12 protein-coding genes are annotated in these 13,490 nt (G+C 58.3%); 4 read left to right on the top strand and 8 right to left on the bottom strand.

Features of this window, described 5'->3' with window-relative positions; translation table 11 throughout:
• Window positions 1–5: 5 nt before the first annotated feature.
• The gene (purE, locus tag KDX30_RS02990; RefSeq protein WP_027902272.1) at window positions 6–497 is read right to left on the bottom strand and encodes a 5-(carboxyamino)imidazole ribonucleotide mutase; all 492 of its coding nucleotides are present in this window, start codon (window positions 495–497) and stop codon (window positions 6–8) included.
• Between the two features lie 213 nt (window positions 498–710).
• Window positions 711–1,622 carry a LysR substrate-binding domain-containing protein gene (locus tag KDX30_RS02985; RefSeq protein ID WP_099270108.1) on the bottom strand — a complete coding sequence of 304 codons (912 nt, stop codon included), beginning with the start codon at window positions 1,620–1,622 and terminating at the stop codon, window positions 711–713.
• Window positions 1,623–1,934: 312 nt separating this feature from the next.
• On the opposite strand from KDX30_RS02985, the gene KDX30_RS02980 reads away from it, so the two are divergent.
• From KDX30_RS02980 to KDX30_RS02970, 3 genes are all read left to right on the top strand, one after another.
• The gene (locus KDX30_RS02980; RefSeq protein WP_027898152.1) at window positions 1,935–3,359 is read left to right on the top strand and encodes an aspartate ammonia-lyase; all 1,425 of its coding nucleotides are present in this window, start codon (window positions 1,935–1,937) and stop codon (window positions 3,357–3,359) included.
• A gap of 231 nt (window positions 3,360–3,590) precedes the next feature.
• Window positions 3,591–5,039 (top strand): alanine/glycine:cation symporter family protein, encoded by a 1,449-nt coding sequence (locus KDX30_RS02975; RefSeq protein WP_099270109.1) that lies wholly within the window; start codon window positions 3,591–3,593, stop codon window positions 5,037–5,039.
• 27 nt (window positions 5,040–5,066) lie between these two features.
• Window positions 5,067–6,071 (top strand): asparaginase, encoded by a 1,005-nt coding sequence (locus tag KDX30_RS02970; RefSeq protein WP_231674923.1) that lies wholly within the window; start codon window positions 5,067–5,069, stop codon window positions 6,069–6,071.
• Between the two features lie 141 nt (window positions 6,072–6,212).
• Here the strand turns inward: KDX30_RS02970 and KDX30_RS02965 are convergent, their stop codons facing one another.
• From KDX30_RS02965 to KDX30_RS02945, 5 genes are read right to left on the bottom strand one after another with little or no spacing between them, the layout of a single operon-like run.
• Window positions 6,213–7,169 carry an isoaspartyl peptidase/L-asparaginase family protein gene (locus KDX30_RS02965; protein WP_231665580.1) on the bottom strand — a complete coding sequence of 319 codons (957 nt, stop codon included), beginning with the start codon at window positions 7,167–7,169 and terminating at the stop codon, window positions 6,213–6,215.
• Window positions 7,169–7,942 carry an amino acid ABC transporter ATP-binding protein gene (locus tag KDX30_RS02960; RefSeq protein ID WP_095093048.1) on the bottom strand — a complete coding sequence of 258 codons (774 nt, stop codon included), beginning with the start codon at window positions 7,940–7,942 and terminating at the stop codon, window positions 7,169–7,171. The genes KDX30_RS02965 and KDX30_RS02960 overlap by 1 nt, the downstream gene beginning before the upstream one ends.
• Window positions 7,939–9,027, bottom strand: a complete 1,089-nt coding sequence (locus tag KDX30_RS02955) for an amino acid ABC transporter permease (RefSeq protein ID WP_231672255.1) — start codon at window positions 9,025–9,027, stop codon at window positions 7,939–7,941. The genes KDX30_RS02960 and KDX30_RS02955 overlap by 4 nt, the downstream gene beginning before the upstream one ends.
• A gap of 8 nt (window positions 9,028–9,035) precedes the next feature.
• Window positions 9,036–10,190 (bottom strand): amino acid ABC transporter permease, encoded by a 1,155-nt coding sequence (locus KDX30_RS02950; RefSeq protein WP_231674922.1) that lies wholly within the window; start codon window positions 10,188–10,190, stop codon window positions 9,036–9,038.
• Between the two features lie 29 nt (window positions 10,191–10,219).
• Window positions 10,220–11,215 (bottom strand): amino acid ABC transporter substrate-binding protein, encoded by a 996-nt coding sequence (locus KDX30_RS02945; RefSeq protein ID WP_373562242.1) that lies wholly within the window; start codon window positions 11,213–11,215, stop codon window positions 10,220–10,222.
• A 197-nt stretch (window positions 11,216–11,412) separates the two neighbouring features.
• On the opposite strand from KDX30_RS02945, the gene KDX30_RS02940 reads away from it, so the two are divergent.
• A complete protein-coding gene (locus KDX30_RS02940) occupies window positions 11,413–12,285 on the top strand; it encodes a LysR family transcriptional regulator (RefSeq protein ID WP_231674921.1) in 873 nt (290 codons plus the stop codon).
• Between the two features lie 210 nt (window positions 12,286–12,495).
• Here the strand turns inward: KDX30_RS02940 and KDX30_RS02935 are convergent, their stop codons facing one another.
• Window positions 12,496–13,380, bottom strand: coding sequence for a bestrophin family protein (locus KDX30_RS02935; protein ID WP_231674956.1), 885 nt, complete (start codon window positions 13,378–13,380; stop codon window positions 12,496–12,498).
• Window positions 13,381–13,490 lie beyond the last annotated feature (110 nt).

Here is a 13,490-nt window from a genome sequence, read left to right as displayed (position 1 = left end):
AAACCTCAGGCGTCGCGCGGGTCTGGATTGTCCAGAACGCTGTCTGTCTGCTCAGTGCGGAATTTCTTCAACACTGCGTGGAATTGTGGATGCTTGGCGCCCAGGATACTGGCAGAGAGCAGCGCTGCGTTGATCGCACCGGCCTTGCCGATGGCCAGGGTCGCAACCGGAATACCAGCAGGCATCTGCACGATGGACAGCAACGAGTCGACGCCCGACAGCATGGAGGACTGGACTGGAACGCCCAGTACCGGGAGGTGGGTCTTGGCCGCACACATGCCCGGCAAGTGAGCAGCGCCACCAGCACCGGCGATGATCACTTCAATACCGCGTGCTTCAGCCTGTTCGGCATACTGGAACAGCAAGTCCGGAGTGCGGTGCGCAGACACCACTTTCACTTCGTACGGAATGCCGAGCTTTTCCAGCATATCGGCGGTGTGGCTAAGGGTGGACCAATCGGACTTGGAGCCCATGATCACGCCAACCAGTGCGCTCATCGTCGTGCCTCTCATCGGGCGCCCGCAGGCGCATCAAAAAACAAACAAGCCACGCGGGAGGACCGGCGTGGCTTGCTGTACGAATAATGACCGGTCGAGCCGGCCAAAGGCCGCGCAGTATACCCCAAAGAAGAGCGTTTGAAGCACCCCTCGTGACCATCTGTCCTGTGAGCCGTTTATGACCTGCAAACCCCGTATTTACTGACCTGCGGGTCAAGCTCCATCAGGGGTCGCGGCGCTCTCAAGCTTGCGCCATAACAAGCGCACGTTGGCCTTGCGTACCAAGGCGCAGCGATACAGGCGGATCTCCAGTGGAATATGCCATTGCGGGCCACCGCACTCGACCAGTTCGCCGCGGGCCAATTCGGCACGCACGCTGAGCCTCGGTACCCAGGCGATGCCCAGACCTTCCAGTGCCATGCTCTTGAGACTGTCGGCCATAGCTGTCTCGTAGATCGTGGTAAAGCGCAGGTTTCGCTGGCGCAGTAACAGATTCACCGAACGGCCAAGAAAAGCTCCGGCGCTGTAAGCCAGAAGCGGCACGCTGCCACCGTCCTCCAGAGCAAACAGCGGCTCACCATTTTCATCGGCGGCGCATACCGGCAGCATTTCGGTGTGGGCAAGATGCAGCGACGGGAAAATTTCCGGGTCCATCTGCAGGGCGGCATCCGGATCGTAGAACGCCAGCATCAGGTCACAGCCGCCCTCACGCAAGGCATGCACAGCGTCGCCAACGTTGGTGGCGACCAGCCGGGTCGCGATGTTCAGGCCTTCGTTGCGCAGTTGAGCGATCCAGCGCGGGAAGAAACCCAGCGCCAGGGAGTGCGCCGCAGCAACCTGCATGACTTCGCCCTGCCCGCCTTCCAGATGGTGCAAGTGACGCAACACTTCACCCAGTTGCTCGACCACGGTACGCGCCGTGACCAGAAACAGCTGGCCAGCCGCCGTCAGCTCGATGGGCGTACGCGAACGATTGACCAGCGTCAGCCCCAGCGCCGCTTCAAGGCTGCGAATACGCCGGCTGAAGGCGGGTTGCGTCACAAAACGCTTCTCTGCCGCCTGGGAAAAACTGCGCGTAGAGGCCAGCGCACTGAAGTCTTCCAGCCATTTGCTTTCCAGATTCATGTTGTCCTCTTACCTGCACCCTATCCATCTGAATTGGGATGGGTCCTGTGGGAGCGAATTCATTCGCGAAAGCCGGTGTGTCAGACAAACAGACGTGTCAGGGACATCTATTCGCGAATGAATTCGCTCCCACAAAGACGCCGCTAACCGCCGGAAATGTATATACACGCCAGTAACACCTATCGCGTCACATCTGCATTATGCCGTTTCGGCATGGCCCAGTATGTAACAGCATTGGTCAAAAATATGCCAGAGGACCAGTATCAGCTGCGTTCCGGCCTTGTCCGTGCCTCTCTTGAGATTATCTCTATCATGTCCTCGCCTGCATCATCGCGCACCGAAAAAGACCTGCTTGGTGTTCTCGAAGTCCCTGCTGACGCGTATTACGGTATTCAAACGTTGCGAGCGGTGAACAATTTTCACCTTTCCGGCGTTCCGCTTTCGCACTACCCGAAGCTGGTAGTCGGACTGGCGATGGTCAAACAGGCAGCCGCTGACGCGAACCATCAGTTGGGCCACCTCAATGCGGCCAAGCATGCAGCGATCAGCGAAGCTTGTGCACGTCTGATTCGCGGCGATTTCCACGAGCACTTCGTGGTGGACATGATTCAAGGCGGCGCTGGCACTTCAACCAACATGAATGCCAACGAAGTCATCGCCAACATTGCTCTGGAAGCCATGGGCTTCGAGAAAGGCGATTACAAACAGCTGCACCCGAATAACGATGTCAACATGGCTCAATCGACCAACGACGCCTACCCGACCGCTATTCGTCTGGGCCTGCTGCTGGGTCACGACGCTCTGCTGGCCAGCCTCGACAGCCTGATTCAGGCATTCGCGGCCAAGGGCCAGGAATTCAACCACGTACTGAAAATGGGCCGTACCCAGCTGCAGGACGCTGTGCCGATGACTCTCGGCCAGGAATTCCGCGCCTTCGCCACAACACTGACCGAAGACTTGAATCGTCTTCGCAGCCTGGCACCAGAACTGCTGACCGAGGTGAACCTGGGCGGAACCGCCATCGGTACCGGCATCAACGCCGACCCGGGCTACCAGAAGCTTGCCGTTGACCGTCTGGCGATCATCAGCGGCCAACCACTGGTTCCGGCGGCTGACCTGATCGAAGCCACTTCCGACATGGGCGCCTTCGTGCTGTTCTCCGGCATGCTCAAGCGTACCGCCGTCAAACTGTCGAAGATCTGCAACGACCTGCGCCTGCTGTCCAGCGGCCCACGCACCGGCATCAACGAAATCAACCTGCCAGCGCGTCAGCCAGGCAGCTCGATCATGCCCGGCAAGGTCAACCCGGTCATCCCGGAAGCGGTCAACATGGTTGCCTTCGAAATCATCGGCAACGACCTGGCACTGACCATGGCAGCCGAAGGCGGTCAATTGCAGCTCAACGTGATGGAGCCGCTGATCGCCTACAAGATTTTCGATTCGATTCGCCTGCTGCAACGCGCCATGGACATGCTGCGCGAGCACTGCATCGTCGGCATCACCGCCAACGAAGCCCGCTGCCGCGAACTGGTCGAGCACTCCATTGGCCTGGTCACCGCACTGAACCCTTACATCGGTTATGAAAACGCCACCCGTATCGCCCGTATCGCGCTGGAAACCGGGCGCGGCGTACTGGAACTGGTTCGCGAAGAAGGCTTGCTGGACGACGCCATGCTGGACGACATCCTGCGACCGGAAAACATGATTGCCCCGCGTCTGGTCCCATTGAAGGCCTGATGCAAATGCTCGACAGCTACACGCTCACCAGGTGTTGAGGACCTAGACACTCCTCACCCCTTTTGGGGGTCCAGAGATCATTCTCTCCGGACCCTTTTTTTTACCTGCAAAACGCTCACTGCCAATAACAACATGGATGTATCGCTGCACTGGAAAGGAAAAGTATTGCAGACGCAAGACGAGCGCACCGGTATAGTGCGCGCCCCTAAAAACAACAGCGAGGATTCTCCAATGCTTGAAGTCATCAACGACTTCCTTTCGGGTAAAGTGCTGATCGTACTGATCGTAGGGCTCGGCGGTTATTTCACGATACGTTCGCGTTTCGTCCAGTTTCGCCACTTTTTCCACATGTTCGCTGTTTTCAGGGATAGTTTACGCAACAGCACCGGCCAGCTCAGTTCCTTCCAGGCATTGATGCTCAGCCTTGCCGGACGTGTCGGCGCAGGCAACATTGCCGGTGTCGGTATTGCCGTAACACTGGGCGGCCCAGGCGCGGTTTTCTGGATGTGGGTCACCGCACTGGTGGGCATGGCCAGCAGCTTCATCGAGTGTTCGCTCGCTCAGCTCTACAAACGCAAAGACTCCGAAGGCCAGTTCCGTGGCGGTCCGGCGTATTACATCCAGCATGGTCTGGGTAAGCGCTGGCTCGGCATGGTCATGGCAGTATTGCTGCTGGTGACCTTCGGTTTTGCCTTCAACGGCCTGCAATCCCACGCAGTAACCGACTCCCTCAAAGGTGCATTCGGCATCGACACCATGACCACCGGTATCTGCCTGGTAGTGTTGCTGGGCCTTGCATTCGTCGGCGGCATCAAGCGTATCGCGGCGATCTCGGACCTGCTGGTACCGGTCAAGACCCTGATCTACATCGCCGTGACCATTTACGTCATCGTCCTGCAGATTGACCACGTTCCGGCCATGCTGGCGACCATCGTCAAAAGCGCATTTGGTCTGGACCCGGTGTTTGGCGGCCTGATCGGCAGCGCAATCGTCATGGGCGTGAAACGCGGCGTGTTCGCTAACGAAGCCGGCCTGGGCAGTGCACCAAACGTGGCCGCTGTTGCGCAGGTTGAGCACCCGATCTCACAGGGCGTGGTTCAGGCATTCAGCGTGTTCCTCGACACCTTCGTGATCTGCACCTGCACCGCGTTGCTGATTCTGCTCTCGGGCATCTACGACGTGGGTTACAGCGGCAACGGTATCGTTCTGGCACAGAACTCGCTGGCAGCCGTGGTCGGTGACTGGGGTCGTATCTTCATCAGTGTCGCCCTGGCGCTGTTTGTCTTTACCTCGATTCTCTACAACTACTACCTGGGCGAAAACAGCCTGCGTTTCCTGGTGGGCGAGAGCAAGAAAGCCATCGTCGGCTATCGGATTTTCGTGCTGGTGCTGATCCTCTGGGGTGCCGTCGTTGATCTCAACACCGTGTTCGCCTTCGCCGACATCACCATGACGTTGCTGGCCTTCGTCAACCTGATCGCCCTGGCAATGTTGTTCAAAGTCGCCATGCGCATCCTGCGCGACTACGATGCGCAACGTAAGGCGGGCATCAAGACTCCAGTATTCGATTCGAGCCAGTTCCCGGATCTGGACCTGGACCGCAACGCATGGCCTGCCAACCCTGACCACACACCGGTCAACCCGGTCGAGGCCACGGCAAAGCCTGCTACCCAAGCCTGATAGCTAACGTCATACCGGAGAAGAATCATGACTCATGAACAGCCACAACCCGCTCAGCGAGTCATGGTTCTTTATACCGGTGGCACTATCGGCATGCAGGCCAGCGCCAATGGCCTGACACCTGCATCGGGCTTCGAGGCACGCATGGCCGGGCAACTGGCCGAACTGCCTGATCTGGTGGTGCCTGAATGGCGCTTTCGTGAGATGGCCCCGCTGATCGACAGCGCCAACATGACACCGGCCTACTGGCTGCGTCTGCGCGAAGCGGTCATCGAAGCCGTTGATGTCGATGGCTGCGACGCGGTGTTGATCCTTCACGGTACTGACACGCTGGCTTACAGCGCCGCCGCCATGAGCTTCCAGTTGCTGGGGCTCCGTGCTCCAGTGCTTTTCACCGGCTCAATGCTGCCTGCTGGCGTCCCGGACAGCGATGCCTGGGAAAACGTCAACGGCTCATTGGTCGCGCTGGGTAAAGGTCTGACCTCGGGCGTGCATTTGTACTTCCACGGTGAACTGCTGGCACCGACCCGTTGCGCAAAAATCCGCAGCTTCGGTCGCCATCCGTTCGCAGCGCTGAACCGCGCCCACAGCGGCGAAACACCGGCTGCGCACCCTGCGCCGCTGGATTATCGCCTGCCTAAAGTCGCCGCCAGCGTCGCCATCCTGCCGTTATTTCCAGGTATCGGTGCAGCACAACTGAACGCTGTAATCGACAGCGGCATCCAGGGGCTGGTGCTTGAATGCTTCGGCAGCGGCACCGGCCCCAGCGATGACCCGGCTTTCCTGACCAGCCTGGAACGCGCCCACCAGCAAGGCATCTGCGTCGTTGCAATCACGCAATGCCATGAAGGCGGTGTCGAACTGGACGTCTACGAAGCGGGAAGCCGCCTGCGCGGTGCTGGCGTGCTGTCCGGTGGCGGCATGACCCGTGAAGCAGCGCTGGGCAAGCTGCATCTGTTGCTGGGTGCAGGCTTGCCGCTGGCTGAAGTACGCCGGTTGGTTGAAGTGGATCTGTGCGGGGAGCTGCGCTAAGCGCAGCGAACACTCGAACCTGTGCAGACTGTGTGGGAGCAAATTCATTCGCGAAGGCGGTGTGTCAGAACCAGATACTTTTCTGGAATGCCCTCTTCGCGAATGAATTCGCTCCCACAGTGCCTACAAAACGATCAAGTCTTAAGCCAGATGCAGACGATCATCCTCTGCATAAATCGCGGTATGCAAACCTCCCTGCTCATCACGCCACGCGCGGTACATGCCCGGTGTGTTGAAGCTCAATGCGGTTTCGCCGGTTGGTGATACGGCAATCACGCCACCGTTGCCGCCCATGGCTTTCAACTCACCTGACACCACCGTGTCGCAGGCCGTATTGAGCGTTTCGCCGGTCAGCAGCACGCGGGACGCGATGTTGTGGGCCACTACGGTGCGGATGAAGAACTCGCCATGACCGGTAGCGGAGATCGCTGCGCTGCGGTCGTCTGCCCAGGTACCGGAGCCAATCAACGGCGAATCGCCGATACGGCCGAAACGCTTGTTGGTGATCCCGCCAGTAGACGTCGCCGCAGCCACATGGCCGTGACGGTCCAGAGCAACTGCGCCCACGGTGCCGAACTTCTTGTCGACGCCGCCTGGCTCCAGCGAAACGCTATTGGGCTGTTGAAGCTGAGTCTGCCACTGACGGCGACGTAGATCCGTGTCGTACCAGTCGTTGGCGACACGCTCCAGATTCTGTGTTTCCAGAAACGCATCAGCGCCGACGCCCGCAAGCAAAACATGCTCGCTGTGCTCCAGCACGGCGCGGGCAGCCAGAATCGGATTGCGCACGAAATGAATCCCCGCCACAGCACCCGCTTCGCGGTTAGCGCCGTGCATGATTGCAGCGTCCAGTTCGTGATCACCGGTGTGGGTGAACACCGCGCCTTTACCGGCGTTGAACCACGGGCACTCTTCCAGCTCGATAACCGCTGCCTGCACGGCATCCAGGCTGCTACCGTCCTGCTCGAGCAACGTCAGACCCGCTTTCAGTGCCCGCAACAACGCCTCGTGAATGGCTGTTTCGTCTTCCGGCGTCAGCAAACCCGGAGTCAGTACGCCCGCCCCACCGTGCAGGGCTATAGCAATAGGGTTGGCCATCACGCGTGGACTCCATGGTCGAGGATCTGATTGAGGAAACGACGAGTGCGCTCGGATTCCGGCGCAGAGAAGAAACGATCCGGGGTCGCCTGCTCGACGATTTCACCCTGATCCATGAACACGACACGGTCGGCAACTTTGCGGGCGAAACCCATTTCGTGAGTCACGCAAATCATTGTCATGCCTTCCTGAGCCAGGCCGGTCATGACTTCCAGAACTTCGGCAATCATCTCCGGGTCCAGTGCCGAGGTCGGCTCATCGAACAGCATGACCTTGGGCTGCATGCACAACGCACGGGCAATCGCGATGCGCTGCTGCTGACCACCGGACAACTGCGACGGAAACTTGTTGGCGTGATCGCGCATGCGCACTTTGTCGAGCAGAGCCAAAGCGCGCTCGATGGCTTCCTTTTCGGGCACCCCGAGGTTGGAAGTCTGCGGCAACGTACAGTTCTTCAGCACCGTGAGGTGCGGGAACAGGTTGAAATGCTGGAAACACATGCCGACTTGTCGGCGAATGCGCTCCAGGCGTTTCACGTTGCCATCCAGCACTTCGCCCAACACTTCGACGGTGCCTTGCTGATGCTGTTCCAGTTGATTGATGCAACGAATCAAAGTGGATTTGCCCGAACCCGAAGGACCGCAAATCACCACTTTCTCGCCCGGCTTGACCGACAACGAGATGTCCCGCAGGACGTGGGATTGGCCATACCATTTGTTCAGTTGCTCGATACGCACGATAGGGGCTGCGTCAGCCTCGCGATGATCAGTCATGAGCGGTTCTGTTCCAGTTTCTTTTCAAGGTGCCGGGCATAGCGCGACAGTGCGAAGCAGACGACGAAGAAGTAGATCGCCAGAAAAATGTAGATCTCATGGCCATAGCCCACCCATTCCGGCGCTGCGGCGGTGCTCATGGCGATACCGACGATGTCCAGCACGCCGACGATCATGACCAGCGTGGTCTCCTTGAACAGGCCGATGAATTGCGTCAGCAGCGGCGCAATCGACTGTTTCAAGACTTGCGGCAGGACAATCTGGCCCATGGTTTTCCAGTAGCCAAAACCCAACGCCTGAGCCGCTTCGTATTGGCCCTTCGGCAGGTTCTGCAAACCACCACGCAGGGTCTCGGCCATGTATGCAGCGGTAAACAGGATCAGCACCAGTTGCACACGCAGCAGGATGTCGAACGCAGAACCCGGCGGCAGGAACAGCTGGATCATCAGCGACGCCATGAACAGCAGCGAGATAACCGGCACAGAGCGCACCAGCTCGATGTACATCACGCTCAGGATGCGAATCACGGGCTTCTTCGAGCGCCGCCCCAAGGCCAGCAGAATCCCGATGGGCAAGGCGAAGATCATACCCACCGTGCCCAGAAACACCGTCACCATCATCCCCGCGAACTTGGTCGACGAAATCTCCGGCAAACCCGCGCCGCCTTTGAGCAACCACCACATGACCACCGGCAGTAGCGCGAGATAACCAATCAGCAGGCGACGATCAAGACGTTTGAAAAACAGCAGCACGAAGGCGAAGACTGCCAAAAACAGCGCCAGGTTGACCCGCCAGCGCTCGGCTTCCGGATAGAAGCCATACACGAACAGGTTCCAGCGCTGGGTAATCGGCAGCCAGCACGCACCATGGGGATTGCAGTCAGTGCGTGCCGTACCGACGAACGTGGCATCGAACACCAGCCAGTTCAGCGCTGCCGGAATACTCCACAGCAGCAACGCCAGCACGGCAACGGTCAGCAAGCCGTGACCCACGCTGGGGAACAGATGCTCGCGCGTCCACGCCCGAACTCGTACCGGCAGCGGCTTAGTCGGCGGCAAGCGCGCAGGGGATGCTTGATTGATCATGTTCATCCTCAATGGCCTCGCTGACCGATGCGATGGTTGTAGATGTTCATCGCAATGGAAATCAGCAGGCTCATGACGCAGTACGTGCCCATCACCAGCGCGATGCACTCAATGGCCTGACCGGTCTGGTTCAAGGTGGTGCCACCGGTGGAGGACACCATTTCCATGAAGCCGATGACCACACCCAGAGATGAGTTCTTGACGATGTTCAGATAGGTGTTGGTGACCTGCGGGATCATCGGATAGATCGCTTGCGGCACGATCAACCGACGCATGGTCGGCCCGTATTCAAAGCCCAGCGCCTTGGCGGCCTCGTATTGGCCGCGCTGCACCGACTGGATGGCACCACGGACAATTTCGGCAATGTAACTGGCACTGTAGAAGGACAACGCCAACCACAAGGCCAGCAGTTCCGGCACCAGCGCTACGCCACCTTTGAAACCAAAGCCTTTGGCAACCGGAACTTCCCAGCTCCAGTGCGCGTCGCTCAGGGCATACACCAGCAGCGGTAGCAGCACCGCACCCGCCAACAGCAATGGCCAGCGTCGTGGCGTGAAACTGCGCCATTTGGCCTTGGCATCACGAAAGCGACAGGCGATCAAACCGAGCAAAACGCCCAGCGCCATCAGTGCCAGGCCCCAGCCCACCAGTGAACCTTGTGCAGGCCATGGCAATATCAACCCGCTGTTGCTCAGATAAGCCACATCGAAAATCGAAACCGCCTGCTTTACACCGGGCAACGCCAGCGCCAGTCCGTACCACCAGACCAGATGCACCACCAACGGCACATTGCGCAGAAACTCGATACTCGCACCGGCCAGGCGATTGATCAGCCAGTTCTCGGAAACCTTGCACAGACCCAACGCCACGCCCACGACGGTAGCGGTTACGATACTCATCACCGAGACCAGCAGCGTATTGAGCAACCCCACCAGATAGGCTCGGCCATAGCTGTCGTTGGGGGTGAAGTCGATCAGTTTGAAGCTGATGTCGTAACCGGCACGCTGTGACAGAAAGTCAAAGCCGGAAGCAATGTTCAGCGCTTTCAAATTGAGACTGGCGTTGTGCGCCAGCACGTAAAACACAGCTGCAACAATGGCCAGAACCAGGCCTTGCTGCAGCACGCTCAGCACTCGAGCGTTCTGCAAGCGTTGGGTCCACATGACAGTGATTCCGTTGGAGAGTGACGCGATCAGCGGATTGGTGGCGCGTACAGCAGGCCCTGATCTTTCCACGAGCGGTTAAGGCCTCGAGGGAAGTTCAGAATGGTTTTCTCGCCGAGGTTGCGGTCGTAGATTTCGGCGTAGTTACCGACCTGCTTGATGGCGCGATACGCCCAGTCGTTGTCCATACCGAATGCCTTGCCCACCGAACCTTCGGTGCCCAGCAAACGCGCGACGTCCGCCGAGCCGCCCTTCTTGGCGCGCATCTCATCGACGTTGGCCGAGGTGATGCTGAACTCTTCGGCAGTCATCAGCGCATAGGCGGTCCAGGTCACGATGTTGCGCCACACGGTATCGCCTTGAGCAACATAAGCACCCAACGGCTCCTTGGAGATCACTTCAGGCAGTAACGCGTAGTCTTGCGGGTTGTTCATGACGGCACGGCGTGAGGCCAGACCCGACAAGTCATTGGAAATCGCGTTGCAACGACCGCTCTGGAAGGCTGCGAACAACTCAGGGCTTTTCTCGATAATCACGGTCTTGTAAGTCAGGCCGCGCTGGCTGAAATAGTCGTCCAGGTTCTGTTCCGACGTGGTGCCCGGTGACAGGCAAAAGGTTGCGCCATCCAGGTCAGTCAACTTCTCGATACCATCTTTGGCGTGGGTCATGAAGCCCTGACCGTCGTAGAACCAGACGGTGGTGAAGTCCACACCGAGGCTGGCAACGCGATCCGCCGTCCATGAGGTCGCACGGGACAGCACGTCGATTTCGCCAGAGGCCAATGCAGTGAAACGGTTCTTGCCGGTGGTCGCGATGTATTCAACCTTGCTTGCGTCGCCCAACACAGCGGCTGCTACGCCGCGGCAGAGGTCAACGTCCATGCCGGTCCATTGGCCCTTGTCATCAATCAGGGAGAAACCTGGTTTGTCACTGGCAACGCCGCAACGCACAGCACCGTGCGCTTTGACCTTTTCCAGTACACCCGCTTGCGCACCTGCAGCACCCACGAGGCTGATCAGCAACATTGACGACTTGATGAAAGTCTTAAGGCCATTCCGTTTTTGCATAGCATTGCCCCTTCTACGACAAATTTTTCTAGTTATGGATGAACCACGTTGGATCGGCAGGTGGCGATTACCTGCACAATAGCCATACAAAACCTGCATGCGTTAGTGACTGTTGATCCACTATGCTGGTCGCGCTATCGAATTTTGGAATAACTATGGATATCGACTGGTACGAAGACTTTCTGGCTCTGGCCGATACGGGCAAGTTTACCGCCGCTGCCAGCATGCGCGGTTCATCGCAATCGGCGCTGAGCAGACGCATCCAGTTGCTGGAAACCCGCCTGGGCGCGACACTGATAGATCGCAGCAAGAATCCTATTCGGCTGACCGCTGCCGGTGAGGCGCTGCTGCCCAATGCCTCGGAGCTGGTACGTCTGGCGCGAGATTGCGAGCAAAGCGTGAAGATCATTGACCGCCCCCTGACCTTTGCCTCGCTGCATACCCTGGGCTGTAATTTCTTTCCGGAATGGATCAGCCAGTTCTCGTCCGCCGAGTCGCCCATGTTCACCCGCATCGATACGGGCTATCGCAGTACCGATGATTACTACATGGCGCTGATGTCCGGACGCTGCGACTTCATCCTGTTCTATCGCGATGCCCAGACCGAGCCGTACTCCCGACAAAGCGAATTCGAAGAGCTGTCGCTGGGCCACGATGAACTCTACTGGGTCGCCACGCCAGAAGTGGCAGCTCGCTGCGCCAACTCCGATGCGCCCATCCCATGGCTGACCTATGCCCGCAGCGCACAACTGCATGACCTGTCACACAAACAGGTCAAACGCCACCCGCAACCGCACCGCCTGCGCCGGGTATTCGAAGCGACAGTATCGGAAGCCCTGAAGCCGATGGCGGCTGCCGGACACGGCGTGGCCTGCATGCCACACACCATGGTTGCGCCGTTGATCGAGCGAAAGGAATTGGTGCGCCTTTACCCAGAGATGGAGTCCGATCACCTGGAAGTGATTCTGGTGCGCTGGCGGGGTAACAGGAATGCCGAGGCGGATGCGTTTTGGAGGCGGATTTCTTGAATGCAACACAGTCTGTAGCCTCCGATCTGTTGGAGCGAGGCTTGGTCTGGGCGGCATTCCGACGAAGAACGATAACGCAGTGCTCCTGATATACCGAGTTGTCTAGTTCGCGGGCAAGCCTCGCTCCAACAGATCTCCTCGGCACATCAGGCAGTTATATGCAGTTAGATAAAGCGCCCGAGCCGTAACAAATCCTGCATCAAAACTCGCTTAAACCGTGCACTCTTCCTTCGCATCCCGAAGCATGGACTCCAGGTTGCGCTCGATGTTTTCGCACAGCTTGGTCATCTGGATTTCATGCTCGCTGGCTTTGAACGGGCTTTGCAGGTCGGTGCCGATCTTTTCGATGGCCAGCAGCATGAAGCCAACGACAGTTGACGCCAGCGGCGTATACCAGCCCAACGTGTCCACCAGACCAATCGGCAGGATTACGCAGAACAGGCTGATGAACAAACGCGGGAACGCCACGTAAGGGTAAGGCAGCGGCGTATTGGCGATACGTTCCATGCCACCCTGGCAGTTGGAGAGTTCCACCATTGTCGATTCGAGACGCGCCAGACGGATGCTGTCCAGACGGCCGGCTTTGTACTCTTTGGCCAACAGTGCAGCCGAAGTATTAAGTATGTCGTTGGGGAAGTTGTTGGTTTCGTGCCTGCGTGCGTATTCCTCGCGGGTTATCAATGACTGTACTTCGTCGCCACAGGATTCACCCTTCAGATGCGCAGACAGGCATTTCACGAAGGCCACATGGCGACGCAGCAACACTGCTTTCACGGGATTCAGCTCGCCTTCATCCTCAACCAGCGTCAGCACCTGACGGGCGAAGCTGCGGGAGTTATTCACCATCGCGCCCCACAAGGTACGTGCTTCCCACCAACGGTTATAGGCACTGGAGTTGCGAAAGCTGGTGAGTACCACCAGCGCAGAGGCCAGCAAGGTCAAGGGCAACGAGGGCAAGCTGATCTTGCGATCCAGAAACAGCATGAAGTCCGCCGTGACCACGATGTCCCAGATCAGCAGCCAGAACAGTGACCAGCCTACGTAACCAATGGTTTTGATCAGAAATCGGTATTTGTCGATGATGGCTTGCTTCAAAACGATTACCTCATGGGCTACTGCGTAATACACGCCGCTCACCTGCTTCGAATGCCATTGAGGTATATGGTTCGCGACTGACCGCATAAAAGCTGAACCGTTTAATGTTC

The organism is Pseudomonas quasicaspiana (assembly GCF_021147825.1).
In the GTDB taxonomy this organism is placed as follows: Bacteria; Pseudomonadota; Gammaproteobacteria; order Pseudomonadales; family Pseudomonadaceae; genus Aquipseudomonas; species Aquipseudomonas quasicaspiana.
Note: the sequence above shows the minus strand (reverse complement) of the source record. Positions and strands in the feature narration are given on the sequence as shown.

Coding starts and splice junctions, on each gene's coding strand:
- purE (WP_027902272.1), bottom strand. CDS start 497: ATGAGCGCACTGGTTGGCGTGATCATGGGCTCCAAGTCCGATTGGTCC.
- KDX30_RS02985 (WP_099270108.1), bottom strand. CDS start 1,622: ATGAATCTGGAAAGCAAATGGCTGGAAGACTTCAGTGCGCTGGCCTCT.
- KDX30_RS02980 (WP_027898152.1), top strand. CDS start 1,935: ATGTCCTCGCCTGCATCATCGCGCACCGAAAAAGACCTGCTTGGTGTT.
- KDX30_RS02975 (WP_099270109.1), top strand. CDS start 3,591: ATGCTTGAAGTCATCAACGACTTCCTTTCGGGTAAAGTGCTGATCGTA.
- KDX30_RS02970 (WP_231674923.1), top strand. CDS start 5,067: ATGACTCATGAACAGCCACAACCCGCTCAGCGAGTCATGGTTCTTTAT.
- KDX30_RS02965 (WP_231665580.1), bottom strand. CDS start 7,169: ATGGCCAACCCTATTGCTATAGCCCTGCACGGTGGGGCGGGCGTACTG.
- KDX30_RS02960 (WP_095093048.1), bottom strand. CDS start 7,942: ATGACTGATCATCGCGAGGCTGACGCAGCCCCTATCGTGCGTATCGAG.
- KDX30_RS02955 (WP_231672255.1), bottom strand. CDS start 9,027: ATGATCAATCAAGCATCCCCTGCGCGCTTGCCGCCGACTAAGCCGCTG.
- KDX30_RS02950 (WP_231674922.1), bottom strand. CDS start 10,190: ATGTGGACCCAACGCTTGCAGAACGCTCGAGTGCTGAGCGTGCTGCAG.
- KDX30_RS02945 (WP_373562242.1), bottom strand. CDS start 11,215: ATGTTGCTGATCAGCCTCGTGGGTGCTGCAGGTGCGCAAGCGGGTGTA.
- KDX30_RS02940 (WP_231674921.1), top strand. CDS start 11,413: ATGGATATCGACTGGTACGAAGACTTTCTGGCTCTGGCCGATACGGGC.